Raw genomic sequence first — 22,181 nt, 5'->3', positions numbered from 1 at the left:
CTCCGTCATTTGTTTTTGGGTTCGGTCTGCAAAAGGCGAAAGCGGGGGCCTAGGTCGTCAGGCTCATGGCCGGCCGCTGGCCCGCCAGGGCCTGGGCAATGCTGTCCAGCACCATCTCGCCCATGGCGGTCCGGGTTTCCCAGGTGGCGCTGGCGCGGTGGGCTTGCAGCGTCACGGCATCGGATTGGCGCAGTGCCAGGGGAACGCGGGGTTCGTCGACAAAAACATCCAGGCCCGCACCGGCAATGCGGCCCGCGGCCAGGGCCTCTGTCAGGTCGGCTTCGTTGACCAGGCGGCCGCGCGCGATATTGACCAGGAAGCCGCGCGGGCCCAGCGCGTCCAGCACGGCGGCATTGATGATGCCTTCGGCCTTGTCGGCCGCGGCGCAAAGCACCAGCGCATCGGAGCCGCGCGCCAGCGCCAGCAGGTCCGGCACATAAGGATGTGCAACGCCGTCGATGGGCTGCAGGTCGGTGTAGCTGACAGGGCAGGCAAAGGCCGCGGCCCGCTGCGCGACGGCGCGCCCGACCCGGCCCATGCCGACAATGCCCACGCGCATGCCGCTGAAGCGGCGGGCCAGCGGAAGGGCGCTGGGCTGGGGACGCAGCTCCCATTGGCCTTCGCGCACAAAGCGGTCGCCCGCGCACAGGTTGCGGCAGGCGGCGATCAGCAGGCCTATGGCCAGGTCGGCGACGTCTTCGGTCAGCGCGCCCAGGGTCGCGGTGACGGGCAGGCCGCGGGCCCGGCAGTAGGCCAGGTCGACCGCGTCGGTGCCGACGCCGTTGACGGCCACCACCTTGAGCCCGGGCAGTTGCTCGAGCATGGCCCGTGAAATGCCGGTATGCCCGCCGGTGATGGCGGCGTCCATGGACGCGCCGTGTTCCCGCAGCCAGGCTTGCGGGTCGGCCAGCTCAAACAGCTTGTGCACGGTGTAAAGGGAGGCCAGCTTGTCGTTGATGGCGGGGATCAGGATGGGATTGAGTTGGAGGATCCGGGGTTTCATGGAGAGGATTCAGTTCATGGAGCGAGGTGAAGCGCATGGTATGAATGAATTGATGAGATCGTCAATATTGATGTATAAAATCAATATAAATTCATTCTTCCCATCACCATGGCTTCCTGGATTTCAATGAACGAGGCTTGTGAGCTTCTCGGCGTGCGGCCGCAGACGATTTACGCCTATGTCAGCCGCGGCAAACTCGAGGTCGCACCCGACCCGGTCGACACGCGCCGCAGCCTGTACCGCGCCGAAGACGTGGCGGCCCTGGCCAAACGCAAACAGGCCGGCCGCAAGCACGAGACCGTGGCCGCCAACACGCTGTTCGGCGCGGAACCCAGCATCCCGACGGCGCTGACCGCCTTTTTCCGCGGGCGCCCGTATTACCGGGGCCGGGACGTGATCGGCCTGTCGGCCTCCGCCACTCTGGAGGACGTGGCGCAGCTCTTGTGGAATGCCGAACAGGTGGTCGATTTTTCGTCGCCTGAAGCTGCGCCGGGCAAGCCGGGGAGGGCCCTGGCCTTTACCGCCCTGGCCGGCCTGGCGGCCGAAGGGCATTCGACGCGCGGGCGCCTGACGCGGGTGCTGCACGGCGAGGGGCAGCGCCTTGTGGGCCTGGTGGCCAACGCCTTCGGCGCCCGGCAAGGGAGCAAGCCGCTGCATGTGCGCCTCGCGCAAGGCTGGAAACAGCCACCCGAGGTGGCTGAGCTGCTGCGCACGGCCATGGTCTTGCTGGCCGACCACGAACTCACCGGCTCGGCTTTCGCCGCGCGCATTGCGGCCTCGACAGGCGCCTCATTGCCAGCCTGCCTGCTGGCGGGATTGACCACGCTCTCGGGCCCGCTGCACGGCGATGCCTCCGGCCGTGTCCATGCCTTGTTCGGCGAGGTGGAACGGCTGGGCGAAGACAAGGCCATAGACCATTACCTGTCGAGCGGCCTGGCCTTGCCGGGGTTCGGCCATCACATCTACCCGGACGGCGACCCGCGCGCAGCCGCGCTGCTGGCCTTGTTTGAACCGTCGAAAATGATCACGCGCTTTATCGAACAGGCCACGCAGCTGACCGGCCTGCAGCCCAATATCGACGTGGCCCTGGCCGCGCTGGTCGCCCACTACCGGCTCCCCGCCGACGCGGCTTTTGCCCTCTTCGCGACGGCCCGCAGCGTGGGCCTGCTGGCGCACAGCCTGGAGCAGCTGGGCGTTGCACAGGTGATCCGGCCGCGCGGGCGTTATGTGGGCGTCATGCCGGATATGCCGCAGGGCAGGGCGGGCTCAACCCAATAGCTTGACCAGGGCCCGCAGCCCCGCCGTCACCTCGCCGTCGCCGATCAGGCCCAGCCCGAAGGTCAGGCCGTTGTAGCGCAGCCGCCGCAGCCCGGACCGGTCCAGCGCTTCCACCGCGATGCCCGCCTCGGCGGCCGCGCGCGCCACCTTGTAGGCCTCGAACTGCGGCGCCAGCATGGCGCTCACATGCAGCCCGGCCGCTGACGGCAGTGGTATCAGCAAGCCTTCCGCATGCTGCTCCATCGCCTGCAGCAGGGCGTCGCGCCGCCCCGCATAGATGCGGCGCATGCGCCGCACGTGCCGCGCGAGATGGCCTTCGCGGATGAAGGCGGCCAGCGCCAGTTGGGTCAGCAAGGGCGGCGCGCCGTGGGTGGCGTGCAGCGCCGCCGCGAGCCGCTCCCGCGCCCAGGCCGGCGCCACCACGAAGCCGGCGCGCAGGGCAGGGAACATCACCTTCGAAAAGGTGCCGACATAAAACACCAGGCCGCTGTCGTCCAGCGAATGCAGCGCGTCCAGCGGACGGCCGCCGTAACGGAACTCGCCGTCGTAGTCGTCCTCGATCACGACGGCTTGGTGTTGCCGCGCGAATTCCAGCAGCTGCGAGCGGCGGTTCAGGGACATCGCCGTGCCGACCGGGAACTGGTGCGAGGGCGTCACGCAGATCACCTTGGCCTCTGGCGGCAGGCGGTCCACACGCAGGCCTTCCTTGTCGAGCGGCACGCGCTGCAGCTGCGCGCCGCGAAACGCCATGGCCGCGTGCAGGGGTGCATAACCCGGGTCCTCGACGGCCACCACCGTGGCCTGCGGTGTGACCAGCACATCGGCCAGCAGGGCGAAGGCGTGCTGAGCGCCCGAGGTGATGAACACGTCGTCGGCGCTACAGGCCACCGCGCGCGACAAGGACACATGGCCGGCAATCGCTTCACGCAACAAGGGGTCGCCGGCAGGGTCGGTGTAAGCCCTGGGGGCGCGTGCGAAGTCGTGCTGGGCGCGGCCGCACAGGCGCCGCCAGCTATCCCAGGGAAATTGCGAGTGGTCCGGCAGGCCCACCCGGAAGTCAAAGCGCGGCCCCGGCGGCATGGCCTCGGCGGACCAGGGCGCCACACGCCGCCATGCTTCGGGCAGGTCGGTCCGTGGCGGGCCGGCTGGGCTTGATGGCGATGCCGCAGGGCCACGCGGCGGCAGGGTCGCGGCGACAAAAGTGCCGGCGCGCTGGCGCGGCAGCAGATAGCCTTCGGCCGCCAGGTGGTCATACGCGGCCAGCACGGTGTTGCGCGACACGCCCAGCCTGTCCGCGAGTTCACGCGTGGTCGGCAGCCGTACGCCCGCGGCCAGGCGCCCGTCGATGATCGCCGCCCGGATCTGGCGGTGCAGGGCGGCGAAGCGCTCCCGCGAGCCGGCCGCGGGCATATCGATGTGAAATTCCATGCCGGTTCTGGCCCTTATGAATTAGCAAATTGTGGAGCTTCAAAGGTACCAGATGGCATGCCATCCTGCGGGCCGGAAACATGAAATAAAACCTGAAACAAAGGGTGATGCCTAGATGGATACCGCACTCGTCCTGCTCTCGCTGTTCCTGATCGACAGCCTGGCCATCGTCAGCCCGGGCCCCAACATCTTGCTGGTCGTACATGCGGCCGCCGAGCGCGACCGGCGCGGCGCCTTGCTGATTGCCGTGGGGTTGGCCGCCGCCGGCGCCATGTGGGCGTTGATCGCGGTCACCGGCCTGACGGCGGTTTTTGAGCTGATGCCTTCGCTGCAGACGGCGATCCGCATCGCAGGCGCGGCCTATCTTTTGTACATTGCCCTGCGCCTGTGGCGCTCGCACGCCGGGCCCAAGCCCACGGTAGCCGTCTCTGAAAATGAAAGGGCGGCGCAGCCGGCGCGCCAGGCGCTGCTGCGCGGCCTGGCCACCGGCCTGCTGAACCCCAAGTCGCTGGCTTACTTCGGAAGCATCTTTGTGCTGCTGGTGCCGGCCGACGCCGGCTGGCCGCTTCGCGCCGCGGCGGTCGGTCTGGTGCTCTTCGACGCGCTGCTCTGGTACAGCCTGGCCGCCTGCCTGTTCTCGACGCCGCGCGTGATCGAAGGCTATATGACGCTGCGCCGGCCTATAGACCGGGCTTGTGCGGCGCTGATGGCGGCGTTTGGTGTCAAGCTGATGCTGTGAACTGAGAGAGAGGGTTGGAGGGCTTGGCGTCCACGGGGAACGGGTTTCCTTGTTTGCTTCGTTCAATCCAGATAATACTTAACATAATATACATCGTGGAATGTGCTTGAAATTCAGAAGACCGGGTCGAGGACCTGATGGGCGCTCGGGTCTGGCTGACTGGGTGCTGCCTCGGCTGGCCGCACGAATCGCCGCAATCCGCTTACGGATGGAATGCCGGCATGCCAAAACGCCCAGCACGGCGAGAATGAACTGAAACCAGAAAGCGAACCAGAACCAGTTGGGGGCGTCGGCGAGCCGGATGACCCTGGTAGCGCGGCCAAAACGGATCTCCGCGGTCAGCAGCGAGTTCAGGCATGCGTAGCCCAGCCAGAGCACCAATGCAAGCGCGAGCAGATCGCCCAGCATTGCCAGGGACTGCCGCCACCTCACCGGATGCTCACCATTGCCCGGCCGGCCGCTTGCTCCGGATCGCGGCGGATATCGCTTCGACGGCATCCGGACGGTTGGCTTGCTCCGCGAATTGCAAGGCGGTCAGGCCTTGCTGGTTCTTGAGCTGGGGGTCAGCGCCTTCCTCCAACAACAGCTTGACGGCTGCCGGCGTGCCGTACATGGCAGCCATCATCAGCGGCGTTGTGCCGTTGGGCGACTCGGCGTCGATATAGGCATTGTTCTCCAGCAGCAGGCTGATGATGGCCACGTTGCCGTTGCTGGCGGCGTAATGCAGCGGGGCCCAGCCGGTCTTGTTGACGTCGGCGCCCTTTTTGATCAGCTTCTCGACCAGTGCCTGGTGGTCCTTGAGCGCGGCCAGCATGAGGGCGCTTTCATCCTTGCTATTGAGGATGTTGACGTTGGTCTTGGGCCAGGCGATCAGTGCTTCGGCAACCTTGGGTGAAGGCTCGCGCAAGGCCAAGTACAAGCCGGTCTGGCCCGTCGGGTCCAGGGTGTTGGGGTCGAAGCCGCGCTGCAGCAGGTTCTGGATGACGGCGGGATTGTCTTGCCGGATGGCCATGAAGAAGTCTTCATAGGAGCCGGCATTCGCCAAAGAAAACCCAGTAATGACAATAAGATAAATTGCCTTTTTAAAGTATTGGATGAAGTTTTTCATTAGGCTTTGACCCCACTGAAAAGCTGCTCGAAGTTGCGGCTGGTCGCCTCGGCGATGGTTTGCAGCGGTTGCTGCGTCAGCTCCGCGATCTGCTTGGCCACGAAGGGGACGTAAGACGGGTTGTTGGTTTTGCCGCGGTAAGGCATGGGCGCCAGGTACGGGCTGTCGGTCTCTATCAGCATGCGGTCCAGTGGCACGAATTGCGCCACTTCGCGCAAATCGGCCGCATTCTTGAAGGTCAGGATGCCGGAAAACGAGATGTAAAACCCCAGGTCCAGCGCCGCGCGGGCCACGGCCAGGGTTTCAGTAAAGCAGTGGAAAACACCGGTGGCGGCACCTGGCTGCCCTACGCTGCCGCCCTCCTCCTTGAGGATGGCAATCGTGTCGTCGGAGGCGCTGCGGGTATGGATGACCAGCGGCTTGCCGGTTCGGCGGGCCGCGCGTATGTGCACCCGGAAGCGCTCGCGCTGCCATTCCATGTCGGCCACGGTGCGCTCGCCCAGGCGGTAGTAGTCCAGCCCGGTTTCGCCTATGCCAACCACTTTCGGCAGCGCGGCTCGCTGCAGCAGGTCGTCCAGGCTGGGCTCGCGCACGTCCTCGTTGTCGGGATGCACACCCACGGTGGCCCAGAAATTGTCGTAGCCCGTGGCCAGGGCGTGGACGGTTTCGAATTCTTCCAGGGTGGTGCAAATGCACAGCGCCCGGTCGACCTGGGCCTCCTGCATGGCCTGGCGGATTTGCGGCAGCTGGGCCTGGAGCTCGGGAAAGCTTAGGTGGCAATGGGAGTCGGTAAACATGGCGCAATGGCTCTGGATGGGTGCCGCTGTCCCACTATATATAGAGGGACAGGGCGAAAGACATGGGAAGCGAAGCGGCCGGCGTGGCCGCCGGTTCGCTTAAATCGTCTGGGTGGGCCGGTCGGAGGCCAGGTGCGCGCCCAGGATTTCTTCGATCTTGATCTTGAGCAGGCGGGATTTCTCGTCGGACGGGAAACGCACGCCCACGCCCTGGGTGCGGTTGCCGGCCGCCCTGCCCGGCGTGACCCAAGCCACCTTGCCGGCCACCGGGTAGCGCTGCGTGTCTTCGGGCAGCGTCAGCAGCACGTAGACATCGTCGCCGAGCTTGTAGTCGCGTGCCGTGGGAATGAAGACGCCGCCTTCCTTGAACAGCGGGATGTAGGCGGCGTACAAAGCCGCTTTTTCCTTGATGGCCAGCTGGACGACGCTGGGCCGGGCGCCGGCGGCTGCGGGGGAACTGGCGGGGGGCGTTGTGCTCATGGCGCTAGTTTATCGGTTTGAAGGCGGCGGTGTCCGCAAAATTGCGGGATGAATGGCGGGCTTTATTTGGCATTGAGCGCGAGCCGGGCGCGGCTGACCAGCGACTCCAGCATCAAGCCGGGGTTGTAAGGGTGCTCCACGGTGCGGGCGATGGCCGCCAGCTCGCGCGACCAGCTGGCCAGCGCATACAGCCCGGCGCCTGCCTTGCCGGTCGCGGCGGACAGGTCGGCCGCGCTGAAAAACCGCGGCGCGGCGCCCATGCGCACGGCCAGCACGTCGTGGCAAAGCTTTTGCAGCGCGTCGACCGCCTGCGCTGGCGCCCAGTCCGACAGGGCGCTCACGTCGCCGCGCGCCATGGCTTTGGGCAGGGCCTGCCAGTGCTGGGCCGCTTCGCCGGGCGGTGCATCCTGGGCCCAGGCCAGCGCATCGGCCGGGCGCCCGCCCGAGGCTACCAGCAGGGTTTGCAGGTCGGCCGGTTTGGGCGCGGGCGCGGCTTTTTTGCCGCCGCCCTCGCCCGCCTGGCTGATTTCCCGCTGCAGCCAGCCCAGCGCGAGCTCAAAATCCGGCCAGACCATGGTGTGGCCCAGGCAGCGGCTGCGTATGGTGGGCAGCAGCTGGTGGGCCGCATCGGTGGCCAGAATGAATTTGACGGCCCCGGGCGGTTCTTCGAGCGTCTTGAGCAGGGTGTTGGCCGTCACGTTGTTCATGCGCTCGGCCGGGAACACCAGTACCACCTTGGTCGTGCCGCGCGAGCGCGTGAACTGGGTGAAGGACACGGCTTCGCGCGCCGCGTCGACCTTGATTTCCTTGCTGGGCTTGCGCTTTTTGCTGTCGAGCTCGTCCTGGGTTTTTTCGTCCAGCGGCCAGCCGAGCGCCAGCGACAAGGTCTCGGGCATCAGCATGCAAAGGTCGGCATGGGTGTGCACGTCCACCGCATGGCAACTGCCGCAATGGCCGCAGGCGCCTTGCGGCGTGGGCTCTTCGCAAAGCCAGGCGCGGGCCAGCGCCAGCGCCAACTCGAACTGGCCCAGGCCTGACGGCCCGCTGAGCAGCCAGGCGTGGCCGCGCTGTACCAGCAGGCTTTCCAGCTGGGTTTGCAGCCAGGGTGCCAGCGGCGGGTTGTTGGATACGGCTGCGCTGTCCACGGTTTCGGTGTCGCTCATGGCAACCAGCCTTTGGCCTCGAACACCTGGCGCACCGCCTGCCAGACCGCGTCGCGGCTCTGGGCGGCATTGATGCGGGCAAAACGTTCGGGGTGGTTTTTCTGCCTGTCGGCATAACCCTGCGCCACGCGGCGGAAAAACTCCACGGGCTGAGCTTCAAACTTGTCGGGCACACGCGCGCCAGCCAGGCGCAAGGCGGCCTCCTCGGGCGCCAGATCGAACCAGACCGTCAAATGCGGCTCGATCACGGTTTCGACCTCGGGCTTCATGGGTGTGTTGCCGGCCGGGTCGCCCAGCAAGCCTTCGTCGGACTGCACCCATTGCTCCAGCGTGGCCAGCAGCTTCAGGTCAAAGCCGCGGCCCGCGCCCTGGTAGGCAAAAGTAGCGTCGGTGAAACGGTCGCACAGCACCACCTCGCCGCGCAGCAGTGCCGGGGCGATCACGTTCACGATGTGGTCGCGCCGCGCCGCGAAGATCAGCAGCGCCTCGGTCAGCGGATCCATGGCGTCGTTGAGCACCATGGCGCGCAGTTTTTCAGCCAGTGGCGTGCCGCCGGGTTCGCGCGTCAAGGTCACCGCCCTGCCCTGGTCTTTGAAAGCCTCGGCCAGGCCGGCGATATGCGTGGACTTGCCGGCGCCGTCTATGCCTTCGAAGCTGATGAAGAGGCCGCTCAGAGGTCTGGTGCTCATGGTTCACTGGCCTCGGATGTATTTGTTCACCGCACGGTTGTGCTCATCGAGGCTGCTGCTGAACTGGCTGCTGCCGTCGCCGCGCGCCACAAAGTAGATGGCCTTGGTGGGTGCAGGCTGCACCGCCGCGAGCAAGGCGGCCCGGCCCGGCATGGCAATCGGCGTGGGCGGCAGGCCGGCGCGGGTGTAGGTGTTGTAGGGGGTGTCGGCCAGCAAGTCGCGCTTGCGCAGGTTGCCGTCGAACTTGCTCCCCAGGCCGTAGATCACCGTCGGGTCGGTTTGCAGCAGCATGCCCAGGCGCAGCCGGTTGCTGAAAACGCCGCCTATCTGTGGCCGGTCCGAGGGCTTGCCGGTTTCTTTTTCGACGATGCTGGCCAGGATCAGTGCCTCATCCGGGGTTTTGAGCGGGGTGTCCGGGCTGCGCAGGGACCAGGCGGCGTCCAGGCGCTTGTCCATGGCGCGTGCCGCGCGTTTGAGCACGGCCAGGTCGCTGGAGCCCTTGGCGTAGGTATAGGTGTCGGGGAAAAAGCGGCCCTCGGGGTGCACGCCCGGCTTGCCCAGCTTTTCCATGATGGCTTCGGGCGCCAGGTTCAGCGTGTCGGGCGACAGCTGCTCGGCTTTTTGCAGGGCCGCGCGCACCTGGTTGAAGGTCCAGCCTTCGACCAGCGTCACGCTTTTGAGGGCTTGATCACCCCGCACCAGCATGCTGAGCAGCTTTTGCGGCGTGGTGCCGGGCGCCAGTTCATAGCTGCCGGCCTTGATCAGCCGACCCTGACCCGAAAAGCGGAACCAGGCATGGAGCAATACCGCCGGCACGTCTGCGCCGCTGGCCACGATGGTTTCGGCCACACCGCTGGCGGGCGTGCCGGGCTCGATTTCCAGGTCCACCACCTGACTGCCGGGCGCCAGGCGCAGCGGAATCGGCTCGTGCAGCCACCACAAGCCCGCACCGAACAACAGCAGGGCGCCGGCAAATACCAGTATCAACAGACTTGTAAAGACACGACGCACAACCCAGCTACCTTTTCTGTACAGAACGCAAAAGCTCAGGCCTATGATAATTCAGCCCATCTCCCCACCGACCGTGAAGACCCCATGACCCTGCCCAGCACCGCCCACCCGATTTCCGGCACCACCGAACTGACGCACCTGGGCGTCATCCGCGTCGCGGGCGACGATGCCGTCACTTTTCTGCAAGGCCAGCTGACGCAAGACGTGGCGCTGATGGCTAGCAACGAAGCCCGCCTGGCGGCTTTTTGCAATGCCAAAGGCCGCATGCAGGCCAGCTTTGTGGTCTTCAGGAGCGGCGCGGATCTGCTGCTGGTCTGCAGCCGCGACATCCTGCCCGCGACACTCAAGCGCCTGTCCATGTTTGTGCTGCGCGCCAAGGCCAAACTGAGCGATGCCAGCGCGGAATTCACCTTGTACGGTGTCGCCGGCGCCGCCGTGGCCCAGGTCGCGGGCCGCAACGGCGCTTTGTGGGAAAAAGCCGAAATCGGCGAAACCAGCCTGGTGTTTCTGCATCCCGGCGCCGGCCAGGCGCGCGCACTGTGCTGCGTGCCGGCCGGCTCGCCCGCACCCCAGGGCTCGCCCATCAGCCTGGCCGACTGGCAATGGCTGGGCGTGCGTTCCGGCATTGCCATGATCACCCAGCCCATCTTCGAGGCCTTTGTGCCGCAGATGCTGAACTATGAATCCGTGGGCGGCGTGAATTTCAAGAAAGGCTGCTACCCCGGCCAGGAAATCGTGGCGCGCAGCCAGTTCCGCGGCACGCTCAAGCGGCGCGCTTATGTGGCCCACACCGCCGGATCGCCTGCGGTCGGCCAGGAGGTGTTCCACGCCTCCGATGCCTCCCAGCCCTGCGGCCTGGTCGCCGCGGCGGCGCCCAACCCGGCCGGCGGTTTTGACGCCATTGTGTCCATGCAGACCTCCGCCGCGGCTGACGCGGCGGACGGCCGCCTGACTTTGGGAAGTGCTTCCGGTGAAGCCCTGACCCTGCTCCCCCTGCCCTACGCCCTGCTAGAAGATATTTAACGATGTGCCTGGTTGCGTTTGCTGTCGGCGCTTCCGCACGCTGGCCGCTGCTGATCGCGGCCAACCGCGATGAATTCCTGGAGCGGCCCACGCTGCCCCTGGCGCGCTGGGGCACCGCGTCCGGGCAGGAAATCATCTCCGGCCGCGACCTTCGCGCCGGCGGCACCTGGATGGGCATCACGCCAGCCGGCCGTATCGCTTTTTTGACCAATGTGCGCCAGGCCCAGCCCGACGCCGCGCCGCGCTCGCGTGGGGAGCTGGTCACGCGCTGGCTCGAAGGCGCCGGTGACGCAGCGGATTTTGTGGCGGCGCTCGAAGATAAAGGCGCGGCCTTTGGCGGCTTTAACCTGGTGCTGGGCGACTTGCGTCAAAAGGCTTGGACCTGGGTCACCAACAAATATGAAGGCGCGCCGGCCTTGCATGCCCAGGCTTTGGCGCCCGGCCTCTACGGCCTGTCCAACGCTGGGCTGGACACACCCTGGCCCAAAACCCTGGAGCTCAAACGCGTGCTGGCAGCTGCCTTGCAAAGCGGCGACGGCCCTGAGGGCCTGCAAAAGCTATGGACGGCGCTGGGCAGCCGGCAACGCGCCTTGCCCGCGGACCTTCCGCATACCGGCGTGCCACCCGAGCTTGAAGAGGCGCTCTCCAGCGCCTTTGTGGAAGTGCCTGGCCGCGGCTACGGCACGCGTTGCAGCACAGTGCTGCTGGCGACGGCCTCCGGCAGCGACTGGGATGTTGAACTGGAAGAGCGTACCCATGGCCGCGAAGGCCTGGCCGCCGCCGCGGTACACCGCGAGCAATTGAAGATCAAGGCGCCTTAACCATTTCTATGTGCGGAATGCCGACTTCCTCAAAAGGCTCGCCGCGCGGCGTAAAACCCAGCCGCTGGTAAAAGCCCTCGGCGCTGCGCTGGGCATACAGCATCACTTCCCTGTCGCCGCGCTCGCGCGCCGCATCCATCAGCGCTCGCAGGATGTCGCTGCCCACGCGTGAGCCGCGCAGCGCATGGTGCACTGCCATGCGGCCTATCTTGCCCACGCCATCCGCCTGGCGCACCAGCCGCCCGGTCGCGATGCCCTGCCCCAGGCCGTTGTAGGCGACGGCATGCAGGGCCGTGCTGTCGGCCTCATCCCACTCCATCTCCATGGGAATGCCCTGCTCCTGCACAAAAACCGCCGTGCGCACCTTGCCGGCATCGGCGCCCAGTGCGGCCCAGCCGCCGGTCTTCAGCTGCAGCATGGCCTCACCGGCTTCATAAGCCGTCAGCACGCAGCGCAAGGCCTCCGGCACCGGCTTGGAGGTCTGCGAGGCCGGATCGGCAAACACATAAACCAGCTCGCAGCTGATCAGCAGTTGATCGCCGCGAAAGATCGCACCCGTAAACGCCATCGACGAATTGCCGATTCGCGCGCACTTGAGCGCCACGTCGACCTGCTCGTCAAAACGCGCCGAGCCGTGGTATTCCACCGTCGCCTTTTTGACGTAAAGGTCGCCGTCCAAATGCACCATGGCCTCTTCGTAGGGCAAGGCCAGTGCGCGCCAGTAGTCGGTGATGGCCGTGTCGAAGTACATCAGGTAGTGCGCGTTGAACACGATTTTTTGCATGTCCACCTCGGCCCAGCGCACCCGCAGGCGGTGGGAAAAGCGGAAGTCCTGTCGTTTCATGGCTGTCGTCCCCTCAATGATCCAGCCCGAAGGCGCCGCGCAGCGCAGCCGCCGCATCGGCATGGGCGCGCCTGGCTTCGGGAATGATGCGGCCCATCTTGATGAACTCATGGGTCACGCCGCGGTAAATCTCCAGGTCCACCGCCACGCCGGCCGCGCGCAGCTTGTCGGCGTACATCACGCCTTCGTCCACCAGCGGGTCGCACTCGGCCAGGCCCACCCAGGCCGGCGCCACGCCGTCCACGTCGGGCGCATTGAGCGGCGCGAAACGCCAGTCGTCGCGGTCCGCGGGGCTGCGCACATACTGGCTGAAGAACCACGTGATGTCGGCTTCACTCAGCACAAAGCCCTCGGCAAAGGTCTTGTGCGAAGCCGTGTCCTGGTGGGCGGCGCAGCCCGGGTAGATCAAGAGCTGCAGGGCCAGCGACAAGCCGGCATCGCGCGCCAGCACCGCGCACATGGCGGCCAGCGTGCCGCCCGCGCTGTCGCCGCCCACGGCCATGCGCCTGGCGTCCAGGCCCCGTGAAGCACCGTGGGCCGCCAGCCACTGCAGTGCGTCCCACGCATCGTTGGCCGCCGTCGGAAACTTGTACGCCGGCGCCAGCCGGTAATCCAGCGAGACCACGGCAATGCCGGCCAGCAGGCTCAGCTGGCGGCACAGGATGTCATGCGTGGCAACACTGCCCACCGTGAAGCCGCCGCCATGGAAGAACAGCAGCACCGGCAAGGCCTGGTCCTTCGGCGCATACAGCCGCGCGCCCAGCAATTCGCCGTCGCGCGCGGGGATCTGTAAATCCTCCACCCGGGCCAGCGCCGGCTTGGGGATTTCGAGCACGCCGGCACCGGCTTCGTAGGCGGCGCGGGCCTGGTCGGGTGTGAGGGTATGGAAGGCCGGGCGATTGGCGCGCGCGATGCGGCTCAGCACATCGCGCATGGCGGGGGTCAACAGGGTTTGCGGATTCGGCGGCATCAGTGAAGGCGTGGGGCGGCGGCGCGGGCGCTATCGCCGAGGTGACGGGAACAGGCGTTGGCGTGCGGGGTATCCGGGCAAAAAGGGGCAGAAGGCCTTGAAAGCCATTAAAGTCAGTGCAAGGATCCGCATCGCCCCACATCGTACAACGCAGAAAGACAGCCCGCATGGCCTTCATTTACTACGTCACCCAGATCCAGTTCGAGTTCGGCGCCGTGAAACTGCTCAAGCAGGAATGCGAGCGCGTGGGCATCACGCGCCCTCTCATCGTGACCGACCCCGGCGTCAAGGCCGCGGGCATTTTGCAAAAAGCGCTGGACGCCCTGCCCGGCATGACGGTCACGGTGTTCGACCAGACGCCCTCCAACCCGACCGAGGCCGCCGTGCGCGCCGCCGCCGAACTCTACAAAGCCAGCGGCTGCGACGGCCTGGTCGCCGTGGGTGGCGGCTCGGCCATCGATTGCGCCAAGGGTGTGGCCATTGCCGCCACGCATGAAGGCCCGCTCACCACCTACGCCACCATAGAAGGCGGCTCGCCGAAGATCACCGACCGCGCCGCGCCGCTGATCGCCGTGCCTACCACCAGCGGCACCGGCAGCGAGGTCGCGCGCGGCGCCATCATCATCGTGGACGATCACCGCAAGCTGGGTTTCCACTCCTGGCACCTGGTGCCCAAGACCGCCATCTGCGACCCCGAACTCACGCTGGGCCTGCCCGCCAAGCTGACGGCCGCCACCGGCATGGACGCCATCGCGCACTGCATGGAGACCTATATGTCGGCCGCCTTCAACCCGCCGGCCGACGGCATTGCGCTGGACGGCCTGGAGCGCGGCTGGGCCCACATCGAGCGTGCTACGCGCGACGGCAGCGACCGGGAAGCGCGCTTCAACCTGATGAGTGCATCAATGCAGGGTGCCATGGCGTTCCAGAAAGGCCTGGGCTGCGTGCATTCCTTAAGCCACAGCCTGGGCGGTGTGGACCCGCGCCTGCACCACGGCACGCTGAACGCGATGTTCCTGCCGGCCGTGGTGCGCTTTAACGCCGGTGCCGAGTCGGTGCAAAAAGACAGGCGGCTGGACCGCATGGCCCGCGCCATGGGCCTGGCCTCGGGCGGTGACATCGCCGAGGCGATACGCGACATGAACGCCCGGCTGGGTCTGCCCACCGGGCTGGCCGCCATGGGCGTGGAACGCGGGCAGTTCAGCCAGATCATCACCGGCGCGCTGGCCGACCACTGCCACAAGACCAACCCGCGCATTGCCAGCGCGGGCGAATACGAAGAGATGCTGGCGGCTTCGCTCTAGCCACACTGGCCTGCCAGGCCAAGCCGCAGGTACCTTTTTCTCCCAAGCCTCCCCAGGCTGCGCACCCGCGCCACCGCGCCGCGGCAGCCCTTGCGCACGCACATCCACGCGCATCCGCTATGGCGCTTTCCGGCAGAAGCCCGGGGAGCGGAAATTCCGAATATGGTTACGTTTCATAACCATAAACGGGCGACTTGGCAAGAGTCTATTTACTTATTATTTATAACCAAAATCCCGTTACGCTTCGGCTTGTGGTTAACGATTTCCGCGCAACCGGCCGCAGGCGGGTTGCGGACGCACGGCCCCGTGGGGGCGCCAGGTCGCTGAGCACGCCAGATCAACAACATCAGGAGACATCATGAAGACCCAATTGTTCGCACTTTCGGTGCTGTCGGCCGCCAGCTGCGCGGTGCAAGCCCAGAGCTCCGTCACGGTGTATGGCGTGCTCGATTCCTACCTTGAGCTGGCCTCCGCAGGCGCCGGCACCGTGACGCGCGTCTCCAGCGGCGGCGCCATGGGCTCGCGCTTCGGCTTTCGCGGCACGGAAGACCTGGGCAGCGGACTGAAGGCGAACTTCATCCTGGAAGCCGGCATCTTGATGGACACGGGCGCCAGCACCGGCACCGCCACCATCCCGACCAGCACTGTACCGACGGGCGCCGCCTATATGTTCCAGCGCCTGGCGACGGTGGGCCTGAGCGGCGACTTCGGCGCCGTCAACATAGGCCGGCAATACACGCCGCACTTCGGCACCATGGCGGCTTTTGACCCGGCCGGCTTCACCATGTCGGGCGCCCTGAATTACTACGCCGGCCCCGGCGTAGGCATCAATGGCGGCTCGCTCTCCGACGCCACCACGCGACGCGACAACTCCATCCAGTACACCACGCCGACCTGGGGCGGCTTCAAGGCCAATCTGTTCTACGCCTTCGGCGAATCGACCGGCGCGGGCGGTCAGCCCAAGTCCACCGGCAACACGCTCAACATCGCGGCCGGCTACAGCAGCAGCACGCTGTCGGCACAAGCGAGCTACATGACGGAAAAAACCATTTACATCGTCGGCAACACCGACAAGTACACGGTTCTCGCGGCGTCCTACGATTTTGGGGTGGTCAAGCCTTCGGCGATTTTTGTGCGCCGCCGCGGCGACATGGCCGGCGCGCCCGCGCTCGACGCCTACCAGATCGGCGCCTCGGCCCCCGTGGGCGTCGGCAAGCTGATCGCCACCTACGGCCAGCTCAAAAACAAGACCACGGCGAATTCGGACTCCAAGGCCATAGGCGTGCGCTACGACTACCCGCTGTCCAAGCGGACCACGATTTACGGCGGCGCAACCCGGATCAGCAACCAGGCCAATGCCGGCTACACCATCAGCGGCGGCGGCGGCAGCTCGCCGGGCCTGGCGCTCTCGGCCGTCGGCCAGAGCCCGAAGTCGGTGTACGCGGGTATCGCGCACATGTTCTAAGGCAGTCTGGCTGCGGAACCCGCTTTTACGGTTTCGATGAAGGCGCGAGCCGCAGCATCAATGATGCGAGCGCCGAGATGACGCTGAGGATTCCCGCCAGCAGGAATGCAAAGCGGTAGCCCGCCAGCTCGGCGATCTGCGGCAATTGCCCCAACTCCAGCTGCCTGGCCGTCACCGCGTGGGCCACGGCACCCAGCACGGCGATACCCACTGCCCCACCCAGCTGGCGCGCGGTGTTCTGCAGTCCCGCGGCAAGCCCCGAGTCCTGGCGCGGAACTCCCGCGAGAACGGCCTGGGTCGCGCTCATCATTACCAGGCCATTGCCGGCCCCCACCAGCAAGGTGGGTAGCAAAAAATCGCCGGCCTGCAAGAGGTGGGCGGGCAACCAGTTCAGCCAGATCAGGCCTGTTGCCGACACGAGGCCGCCCACAAAGGGCAAGCGGGTGAATCCGGCGTCCCGCAGGTAGCGCGATGCGATTGATGCGGCGGCCAATGCCAAAGCCATCGGAAGCAAGGCCAGGCCCGTGTCAAGCGGGCTGCGCCCGTAGCTGCGCTGCAGTGCCTGCGACAGAAAGAACATCGACACGGTGAGCACCGCGCCCAGGCTCAGCACCAGGACCATGCCTATCGTCACGTTTCGCAAGCGAAAGATCCCGAAATCGACCAGGGGCTGCGCCGAGCGGCGTTCGGCGGCGATAAAGGCCATAAACATCAGCAGCGCGAACGCAAGCGCGCCCAGCACGGGGCCGGAGGTCCAGCCCGCATGCACGGATTGGGAAATGGCGTAAAGGAACGAGGCCAAGGCCAGCGTGACGGAGGACGCGCCCGCAACATCCAGTTTGGCCGGGAGTTCACCTGCACGCCGGGCGCGCAGGCAGCCCGCGACAATCGCGGCCAGAAAGAGACCGACAGGCACGTTGACGAACATGACCCAGCGCCAGCCGGCCAGGCTGGTGAGCAAGCCGCCGATGAACACACCAAAGGCCGAGCCCATGGCGGCGCAAGCCGCCCACAGGCCGATGGCCCGCTCCTGCCCGGGACCCTTGGGGTGGGCGGCGGCGATGAGCGCCAGCGGTGAAGTCGCCAGGACCGATGCGCCCAGACCCTGCACCGCGCGGGCGGCCAACAACATGGAAGCGGAAGCCGCCAAACCGCCCAGCAAGCTGGCGCCGGTGAACAGCGCCAGGCCCCACAGCAGAAGGCGCCGGCGCCCATAGATGTCGCTGGCGCGGGCAGCCAGCAGCATGAAGCCGCCCAGCAATAGCAGATAGATGTCGACCACCCATTGCAACTGGACGGGCGACAGGCCCAGCTCATCGCGCATCGCCGGCAGCGCGACGTTCACGATGGCGCCGTCCACCACGACCATAAAGGCGCACAAGCAGGCCACGAGGGTTGCAACCCAGGCCGATACACCGCTGCGCAGCAGCACCGGCGGAGATGGCGGCATCGCCGGTACGGAAGGTATGGAGGATAGGGAAGACATTCATGCACCTTTCAGGAGGGATAAGGAGGGATAAGGAGGGAATAAGGGTGGCGGCTGCCGCCCGAAAATTTGACAAGGCCCCAGTGTGCGTAGCGGTGCGGAAAGTCATATAACGGTAAATGGACTTAAAGTAGTGAAAAATGGCCAAAATGAATCTTGATGCTGAGCCAGCCAGGAACGACTTCAGCGAGTGGCCGGACGGCCCCCGCCTCATCGCCCTGCTGGGCAACGATGACCAGGCCAGCGAATACCGCCTTGGAACCCGCGAGTACGGCTGGCACCAGCATCACCGGGGTCAGGTGTTTTGCGTGGAGGCCGGCTTGATCCATGTGCAAACGGCGCACGGATCCTGGTTGCTGCCGCCCTACCGGGCGGGCTGGATGCCGCCGGACGTGCCGCACCGGGTACGCGTCAGCGGCGCGCTGACGGGCTGGAGCCTGCTCGTGACGCCAAAGGCCAGCGAGCAGTTGCCGGACAGCCCGTGCGTGATCGGCATTAGCGAGGTATTGCGCGCGCTGGTGCGCCGGGCGGCTGAATGGGACAAATGCAGCCCGCTGGCGCCGGACCAGGAGCACGTCGTCGAAGTCATCCTCGACGAAATCCGGCGGGCGCCGCATGAGTCCCTGCACCTGCCCATGCCTGCGCATCCTCGGCTGGAGCGCATTGCCCGGGCGATCCTGCAAGAGCCGGGTTCCGCCCGAACGCTGCAGGCCTGGGCGGATTGGGGTGCGATGTCGCCCAGGACGCTGCGCCGACAGATGCTGGCTGAAACAGGCTTGAGCTTTGCGCAGTGGCGACAACAGGCACAGCTCACGCAGGCGCTGGAAATGCTTGCACGGGGGGAGTCGGTGACGCAGGTTTCCGACGCGCTGGGTTATGCCTCAGCCAGCAACTTCATCGCCATGTTCCGCCGCGCCTTTGGCGACTCTCCCGCACGGTACTTTGCAGCGCGTTCCGCCGGCAATGGCTGAGGCGTCCACTGTTGTCCCACCGCTCCTCGTTTAGAGTGTGCCCAGCTGCCCCAGCTCAGGCCGCTCCAGCCAGGCCTGCCACTCCTCGGCCAGTTGCGCGCTGGCCGCGGTGGCCGCGCTCCAGGCCTTCACCCTGGCCTGCATATCCGGCCCGTAGCTCACAAAGTCCTGGCGGTCGGGCAGCTTGGCGTTGGGCAGGGTCTTGATCCAGTCCGGGTCGGGCGCGAGCAGCACCATGTTGTCCAGGAAGTGAGTGGCCTTGTGGCGCCACTTGAGGCCTTTGTCCAGCCAGCCGGGCACCACCGATTTCTGGAAATGCGGATACAGCACCAGACCTGCACCGCCTGTCGCCTCTTTGGCGCCGTAGTTCAGGTGCAGGTGATAGTCGGTGATGCCGCCATCCCAGTAGGCGCCGGGTGGCCCGCCCGGCACGTTGTGCACCGAACGCAGCACAAAAGGAATCGAGCAACTGGCCTGCAGCGCGGGCTGGAAGTTGTCCTCGCTGAGGTCGACCTGGCGCGTGCGGTAGTCGCCGGTGGCAAAAGGCAGTTTCACACCGGGCGTGGAAAACACCACACGCTCCAGCCAGGCGCCCATGGCCTTGCGATGCAGGCTGTTGGTCAAAAAGGCGCCCAGGTAGCCCAGCGGCGTGGCGACTTTGTGCTCGCGGCCCAGCATGTGGCGCCCACGCGAGGTCACGATGTGCAGCTTGTAGCGCGGGTGCTGCAGCACTTCGTGTACACGGCCGCCGTAAAAGGCCTTGAGGCTCTCGCCGAACTGCTCGCTCACCCTGTCCGCGGTCGGGCGCTTCTGGCCGGGCTGCAATTCATAGTGCTGGTGGATGTAGTCGTCCTCCAGCCGCGAGAAGCCTGCCGCCGGGTCATTAAGGCAGGCCGTGGCCATGCGCCAGGCGCCTATCGACGCACCGACCAAATGGACGGGGTGATCGGTTTTGGCGAGCCACTCGCCAAAAATAAAGCGGTCCAGCGCGCCCAGGATCAGGCCCTTGGGGCCACCGGCCGCGCCCGGCACCACGCCGATGTCCTTGGCCTGCAGGCCGTTTTGTTCAATGTGCCGGCGTGCCTTGGGGCCGGCGTAGATGCGAAGGGCTTTCATGGACGATGGTGAGGCTGCAGGCGTATTGGAGCATCGGGCACGGGGCGCGGCTGTCCTTTGCGGGACGGCCATCCTCCCCGCTTACTTCTTGAGGGCCGCGAGCTTGCTGAAGGCAGACTCCATGGCGGTGGCGGCCGCCGGTTGCGGCGCGCCGCGCCCGCCGCCATAGTTGCCACCGTAATTGCCGCCTCGGCCCTGCCCGCCGGGCCGCGCGCTTTCAAAGCGGTTGTCGCGCGGGCCGTCCCGGCGCGCCGGCGCGGCGTCCAGCTTCATGGTCAGGCCTATGCGCTTGCGCGCCACGTCGACCTCGGTCACACGCACTTTGACGATGTCGCCGGTCTTGACGACTTCGCGCGCGTCGTTGACGAACTTGTTGGCAAGCTGGCTCACATGGACCAGGCCGTCCTGGTGCACGCCGATGTCGACAAAGGCGCCGAAGGCCGCGACGTTGCTGACCGTGCCTTCCAGCGTCATGCCTTCCTTGAGGTCCTTGATGTCTTCCACGCCCTCGTTAAAGCGCGCCACCTTGAAGTCCGGGCGCGGGTCGCGGCCGGGTTTCTCGAGTTCGGTCAGGATGTCCTTGACGGTGATCACGCCGAACTGCTCGTTGGCGAACAGTTCGGGTTTCAGGGTCTTGAGCATTTCGGCGCGGCCCATGAGTTCAGCCACCGGCCTGCCGGTATGGGCCATGATTTTTTCGACCACCGGGTAGGTTTCGGGGTGCACGCCGGTCATGTCCAGCGGGTTGCTGCCGCCGCGCAGGCGCAGAAAGCCCGCGCTCTGCTCGAAGGTCTTGGCACCCAGGCCGGTCACCTTGAGCAAATCGGCGCGCGAGGCGAAAGCGCCGTTGGCATCGCGCCAGCGCACCACCGACTTGGCCACGGTTTGCGACAAGCCCGAGACGCGCGCCAGCAGCGGCACGCTGGCGGTGTTCAGGTCCACGCCCACGCTGTTCACGCAGTCCTCGACCACGGTGTCCAGGCTTCGCGCCAGGTCGCTCTGGTTGACGTCGTGCTGGTATTGGCCCACGCCTATGGATTTGGGGTCTATCTTGACGAGCTCGGCCAAAGGATCCTGCAGGCGGCGCGCGATGCTGGCCGCGCCGCGCAGGCTCACGTCCACGTCGGGCATTTCCTGCGAGGCGAATTCGCTGGCCGAATAGACCGAGGCGCCGGCTTCGCTGACCACGACTTTTTCAATCACCTGCTCCACCTTGGCCATACCCTTGATCAGGTCGGCGGCGAGTTTGTCGGTTTCGCGGCTGGCCGTGCCGTTGCCGATGGCGATCAGGTTCACGCCATGCTTTTCACAGAGTTTGGCCAGGGTGTGCAGCGAACCGTCCCAGTCCTTGCGCGGCTCGTGCGGGTAGACGGTGGCGGTTTCCACCAGCTTGCCGGTGGCGTCGACCACCGCCACCTTGACGCCGGTGCGTATGCCCGGATCCAGGCCCATTACCACGCGCGGGCCGGCGGGCGCGGCCAGCAGCAGGTCGCGCAGGTTGTCGGCAAACACCTTGATAGCGACTTTTTCGGCTTCCTCGCGCAGGCGGGTGAACAGGTCGCGCTCCAGCGAGAGGCTGAGCTTGACGCGCCATGTCCAGGCCACGGCCTTGCGGATCAGGTCGTCGGCCGGGCGCGCCTTGTGGCTCCAGCCCAGGTGCAGCGCGATCTTGCCTTCCGCGATGCTGGGTTTGCCGGGCTCGGCCTGCTCGGGCAGCAGCAGCTTGGCGTCCAGGATTTCCAGCGCACGGCCGCGGAACACCGCCAGCGCGCGGTGCGAAGGCACGCGGCCGATCGGCTCGTCGTATTCGAAGTAGTCGCGGAACTTGCTGTTGTCGGCATTGTTCTCGTCCTTGCCGGCCACCAGCTTGGAGCTGAACAACCCTTCGCTCCACAGCCAGTTGCGCAGCGATTGCACCAGGCCGGCATCTTCGGCCCAGCGCTCGGAAAGGATGTCGCGCACGCCGTCCAGCACCGCCTGCACGGTGGTGAAGTCGTCGCCGCTTTCGTTTTTCTCGGCCTTCACAAAGGCCGCGGCCTCGTCGGCCGGCACCAGCGACGGGTCGGCGAACAGTTTGTCGGCCAGCGGCTCTATGCCGGCTTCGCGAGCGATCTGGCCTTTGGTGCGGCGCTTGGGCTTGAAGGGCAGGTACAGGTCTTCCAGGTCCTGCTTGGTGGCGGCAAATTCAATCGCCGCACGCAGCTCGGGCGTGAGCTTGCCCTGCTCTTCGATGCTTTTGAGCACGGCCTCGCGGCGTTCTTCGAGCTCGCGCAGGTAACCCAGCCGGTATTCCAGTTCGCGCAGCTGGATGTCGTCCAGCCCGCCGGTGGCCTCCTTGCGGTAGCGCGCGATAAAGGGAACGGTGGCGCCGCCGTCCAACAGCTCCACGGCTGCCTTGATCTGGTGTTCCTGGACTTTGATTTCTGTCGCGATCTGGCGGATGATTTTTTGCATGTCGAAAAAAGGCTGAAAAGCTGGAAGGACG

The 22,181-nt window shown here is 66.2% G+C and carries 21 protein-coding genes; 7 read left to right on the top strand and 14 right to left on the bottom strand.

From position 1 onward, the window contains the following. Window positions 1-49 precede the first annotated feature (49 nt). Window positions 50-1,003 (bottom strand): 2-hydroxyacid dehydrogenase, encoded by a 954-nt coding sequence (locus ACEN8I_RS09405; RefSeq protein WP_413328114.1) that lies wholly within the window; start codon window positions 1,001-1,003, stop codon window positions 50-52. Window positions 1,004-1,111: 108 nt separating this feature from the next. On the opposite strand from ACEN8I_RS09405, the gene ACEN8I_RS09400 reads away from it, so the two are divergent. After that, complete coding sequence (locus ACEN8I_RS09400; RefSeq protein WP_413328112.1) at window positions 1,112-2,281, top strand: citrate/2-methylcitrate synthase; 1,170 nt, start codon at window positions 1,112-1,114, stop codon at window positions 2,279-2,281. On the opposite strand, the gene ACEN8I_RS09395 is transcribed toward ACEN8I_RS09400, so the two are convergent. Then, window positions 2,270-3,709: a PLP-dependent aminotransferase family protein gene (locus tag ACEN8I_RS09395; RefSeq protein WP_413328111.1), complete on the bottom strand. Its 1,440-nt coding sequence runs from the start codon at window positions 3,707-3,709 to the stop codon at window positions 2,270-2,272. The genes ACEN8I_RS09400 and ACEN8I_RS09395 overlap by 12 nt on opposite strands. A 115-nt stretch (window positions 3,710-3,824) precedes the next feature. On the opposite strand from ACEN8I_RS09395, the gene ACEN8I_RS09390 reads away from it, so the two are divergent. Further along, window positions 3,825-4,448, top strand: a complete 624-nt coding sequence (locus ACEN8I_RS09390; RefSeq protein ID WP_413328109.1) for a LysE family transporter — start codon at window positions 3,825-3,827, stop codon at window positions 4,446-4,448. A 78-nt stretch (window positions 4,449-4,526) separates the two neighbouring features. Here ACEN8I_RS09390 and ACEN8I_RS09385 read toward each other — a convergent pair whose 3' ends face one another. From ACEN8I_RS09385 to mltG, 7 genes are all read right to left on the bottom strand, one after another. Beyond that, window positions 4,527-4,856, bottom strand: coding sequence for a hypothetical protein (locus tag ACEN8I_RS09385; protein ID WP_413328108.1), 330 nt, complete (start codon window positions 4,854-4,856; stop codon window positions 4,527-4,529). 31 nt (window positions 4,857-4,887) lie between these two features. Further along, window positions 4,888-5,556 carry an ankyrin repeat domain-containing protein gene (locus ACEN8I_RS09380; protein ID WP_413328107.1) on the bottom strand — a complete coding sequence of 223 codons (669 nt, stop codon included), beginning with the start codon at window positions 5,554-5,556 and terminating at the stop codon, window positions 4,888-4,890. Then, on the bottom strand, window positions 5,556-6,353 hold the full coding sequence (locus tag ACEN8I_RS09375; protein ID WP_413328106.1) for a TatD family hydrolase: 798 nt from the start codon (window positions 6,351-6,353) through the stop codon (window positions 5,556-5,558). Before ACEN8I_RS09375 ends, ACEN8I_RS09380 begins: the two co-directional genes overlap by 1 nt. Window positions 6,354-6,452: 99 nt before the next feature. Beyond that, window positions 6,453-6,833, bottom strand: a complete 381-nt coding sequence (locus ACEN8I_RS09370) for a PilZ domain-containing protein (RefSeq protein ID WP_007874426.1) — start codon at window positions 6,831-6,833, stop codon at window positions 6,453-6,455. 62 nt (window positions 6,834-6,895) lie between these two features. Beyond that, a complete protein-coding gene (locus ACEN8I_RS09365) occupies window positions 6,896-7,996 on the bottom strand; it encodes a DNA polymerase III subunit delta' (RefSeq protein ID WP_413328105.1) in 1,101 nt (366 codons plus the stop codon). Continuing rightward, window positions 7,993-8,685 carry a dTMP kinase gene (tmk, locus tag ACEN8I_RS09360; protein WP_413328104.1) on the bottom strand — a complete coding sequence of 231 codons (693 nt, stop codon included), beginning with the start codon at window positions 8,683-8,685 and terminating at the stop codon, window positions 7,993-7,995. The genes ACEN8I_RS09365 and tmk overlap by 4 nt, the downstream gene beginning before the upstream one ends. Window positions 8,686-8,688: 3 nt before the next feature. Next, the gene (gene mltG, locus ACEN8I_RS09355; RefSeq protein ID WP_413328103.1) at window positions 8,689-9,696 is read right to left on the bottom strand and encodes an endolytic transglycosylase MltG; all 1,008 of its coding nucleotides are present in this window, start codon (window positions 9,694-9,696) and stop codon (window positions 8,689-8,691) included. A gap of 84 nt (window positions 9,697-9,780) precedes the next feature. On the opposite strand from mltG, the gene ACEN8I_RS09350 reads away from it, so the two are divergent. Next, the gene (locus tag ACEN8I_RS09350; RefSeq protein ID WP_413328101.1) at window positions 9,781-10,719 is read left to right on the top strand and encodes a YgfZ/GcvT domain-containing protein; all 939 of its coding nucleotides are present in this window, start codon (window positions 9,781-9,783) and stop codon (window positions 10,717-10,719) included. Between the two features lie 2 nt (window positions 10,720-10,721). Next, window positions 10,722-11,540, top strand: coding sequence for an NRDE family protein (locus ACEN8I_RS09345; protein WP_413328100.1), 819 nt, complete (start codon window positions 10,722-10,724; stop codon window positions 11,538-11,540). Here ACEN8I_RS09345 and ACEN8I_RS09340 read toward each other — a convergent pair. After that, window positions 11,527-12,384, bottom strand: a complete 858-nt coding sequence (locus ACEN8I_RS09340) for a YbgC/FadM family acyl-CoA thioesterase (RefSeq protein WP_413328099.1) — start codon at window positions 12,382-12,384, stop codon at window positions 11,527-11,529. The two genes, ACEN8I_RS09345 and ACEN8I_RS09340, sit on opposite strands and share 14 nt — an antisense overlap. Window positions 12,385-12,397: 13 nt before the next feature. Then, a complete protein-coding gene (locus ACEN8I_RS09335) occupies window positions 12,398-13,354 on the bottom strand; it encodes an alpha/beta hydrolase (RefSeq protein ID WP_413328098.1) in 957 nt (318 codons plus the stop codon). Window positions 13,355-13,521: 167 nt separating this feature from the next. Here ACEN8I_RS09335 and ACEN8I_RS09330 point away from each other — a divergent pair, with 167 nt between their 5' ends. Together ACEN8I_RS09330 and ACEN8I_RS09325 are read left to right on the top strand one after the other, a co-directional pair. After that, window positions 13,522-14,658 (top strand): iron-containing alcohol dehydrogenase, encoded by a 1,137-nt coding sequence (locus tag ACEN8I_RS09330; RefSeq protein ID WP_413328097.1) that lies wholly within the window; start codon window positions 13,522-13,524, stop codon window positions 14,656-14,658. 358 nt (window positions 14,659-15,016) lie between these two features. Next, window positions 15,017-16,123 (top strand): porin, encoded by a 1,107-nt coding sequence (locus ACEN8I_RS09325; RefSeq protein ID WP_413328095.1) that lies wholly within the window; start codon window positions 15,017-15,019, stop codon window positions 16,121-16,123. A 25-nt stretch (window positions 16,124-16,148) separates the two neighbouring features. On the opposite strand, the gene ACEN8I_RS09320 is transcribed toward ACEN8I_RS09325, so the two are convergent. Then, entirely contained in the window at window positions 16,149-17,573 is a 1,425-nt protein-coding gene (locus ACEN8I_RS09320) for an MFS transporter (protein ID WP_413328094.1), read from the bottom strand. 185 nt (window positions 17,574-17,758) lie between these two features. Between ACEN8I_RS09320 and ACEN8I_RS09315 the strand changes: the two genes are divergently transcribed. Continuing rightward, on the top strand, window positions 17,759-18,580 hold the full coding sequence (locus ACEN8I_RS09315; RefSeq protein ID WP_413328093.1) for an AraC family transcriptional regulator: 822 nt from the start codon (window positions 17,759-17,761) through the stop codon (window positions 18,578-18,580). Window positions 18,581-18,610: 30 nt separating this feature from the next. On the opposite strand, the gene ACEN8I_RS09310 is transcribed toward ACEN8I_RS09315, so the two are convergent. After that, a complete protein-coding gene (locus tag ACEN8I_RS09310) occupies window positions 18,611-19,696 on the bottom strand; it encodes a patatin-like phospholipase family protein (protein ID WP_413328092.1) in 1,086 nt (361 codons plus the stop codon). A gap of 81 nt (window positions 19,697-19,777) precedes the next feature. Then, on the bottom strand, window positions 19,778-22,150 hold the full coding sequence (locus ACEN8I_RS09305; RefSeq protein WP_413328091.1) for a Tex family protein: 2,373 nt from the start codon (window positions 22,148-22,150) through the stop codon (window positions 19,778-19,780). Window positions 22,151-22,181 lie beyond the last annotated feature (31 nt).

The organism is Polaromonas sp. CT11-55, assembly GCF_047303325.1.
Lineage (GTDB): Bacteria > Pseudomonadota > Gammaproteobacteria > Burkholderiales > Burkholderiaceae_C > Polaromonas.
The sequence above is the reverse complement of the archived record's forward strand: the minus strand, read 5'-3'. Positions and strand labels throughout refer to the sequence as shown.

What these genes read in the sequence shown, in the direction of transcription:
- ACEN8I_RS09385 (WP_413328108.1), bottom strand. Translation starts at nt 4,856, where the DNA reads ATGCTGGGCGATCTGCTCGCGCTTGCATTGGTGCTCTGGCTGGGCTAC.
- ACEN8I_RS09315 (WP_413328093.1), top strand. Translation starts at nt 17,759, where the DNA reads ATGAATCTTGATGCTGAGCCAGCCAGGAACGACTTCAGCGAGTGGCCG.
- ACEN8I_RS09405 (WP_413328114.1), bottom strand. Translation starts at nt 1,003, where the DNA reads ATGAAACCCCGGATCCTCCAACTCAATCCCATCCTGATCCCCGCCATC.
- ACEN8I_RS09365 (WP_413328105.1), bottom strand. Translation starts at nt 7,996, where the DNA reads ATGAGCGACACCGAAACCGTGGACAGCGCAGCCGTATCCAACAACCCG.
- ACEN8I_RS09330 (WP_413328097.1), top strand. Translation starts at nt 13,522, where the DNA reads ATGGCCTTCATTTACTACGTCACCCAGATCCAGTTCGAGTTCGGCGCC.
- ACEN8I_RS09335 (WP_413328098.1), bottom strand. Translation starts at nt 13,354, where the DNA reads ATGCCGCCGAATCCGCAAACCCTGTTGACCCCCGCCATGCGCGATGTG.
- ACEN8I_RS09310 (WP_413328092.1), bottom strand. Translation starts at nt 19,696, where the DNA reads ATGAAAGCCCTTCGCATCTACGCCGGCCCCAAGGCACGCCGGCACATT.
- ACEN8I_RS09380 (WP_413328107.1), bottom strand. Translation starts at nt 5,556, where the DNA reads ATGAAAAACTTCATCCAATACTTTAAAAAGGCAATTTATCTTATTGTC.
- ACEN8I_RS09325 (WP_413328095.1), top strand. Translation starts at nt 15,017, where the DNA reads ATGAAGACCCAATTGTTCGCACTTTCGGTGCTGTCGGCCGCCAGCTGC.
- ACEN8I_RS09370 (WP_007874426.1), bottom strand. Translation starts at nt 6,833, where the DNA reads ATGAGCACAACGCCCCCCGCCAGTTCCCCCGCAGCCGCCGGCGCCCGG.
- ACEN8I_RS09350 (WP_413328101.1), top strand. Translation starts at nt 9,781, where the DNA reads ATGACCCTGCCCAGCACCGCCCACCCGATTTCCGGCACCACCGAACTG.
- ACEN8I_RS09375 (WP_413328106.1), bottom strand. Translation starts at nt 6,353, where the DNA reads ATGTTTACCGACTCCCATTGCCACCTAAGCTTTCCCGAGCTCCAGGCC.
- ACEN8I_RS09400 (WP_413328112.1), top strand. Translation starts at nt 1,112, where the DNA reads ATGGCTTCCTGGATTTCAATGAACGAGGCTTGTGAGCTTCTCGGCGTG.
- ACEN8I_RS09345 (WP_413328100.1), top strand. Translation starts at nt 10,722, where the DNA reads ATGTGCCTGGTTGCGTTTGCTGTCGGCGCTTCCGCACGCTGGCCGCTG.
- ACEN8I_RS09340 (WP_413328099.1), bottom strand. Translation starts at nt 12,384, where the DNA reads ATGAAACGACAGGACTTCCGCTTTTCCCACCGCCTGCGGGTGCGCTGG.
- ACEN8I_RS09305 (WP_413328091.1), bottom strand. Translation starts at nt 22,150, where the DNA reads ATGCAAAAAATCATCCGCCAGATCGCGACAGAAATCAAAGTCCAGGAA.
- ACEN8I_RS09320 (WP_413328094.1), bottom strand. Translation starts at nt 17,573, where the DNA reads ATGCCGCCATCTCCGCCGGTGCTGCTGCGCAGCGGTGTATCGGCCTGG.
- ACEN8I_RS09395 (WP_413328111.1), bottom strand. Translation starts at nt 3,709, where the DNA reads ATGGAATTTCACATCGATATGCCCGCGGCCGGCTCGCGGGAGCGCTTC.
- tmk (WP_413328104.1), bottom strand. Translation starts at nt 8,685, where the DNA reads ATGAGCACCAGACCTCTGAGCGGCCTCTTCATCAGCTTCGAAGGCATA.
- ACEN8I_RS09390 (WP_413328109.1), top strand. Translation starts at nt 3,825, where the DNA reads ATGGATACCGCACTCGTCCTGCTCTCGCTGTTCCTGATCGACAGCCTG.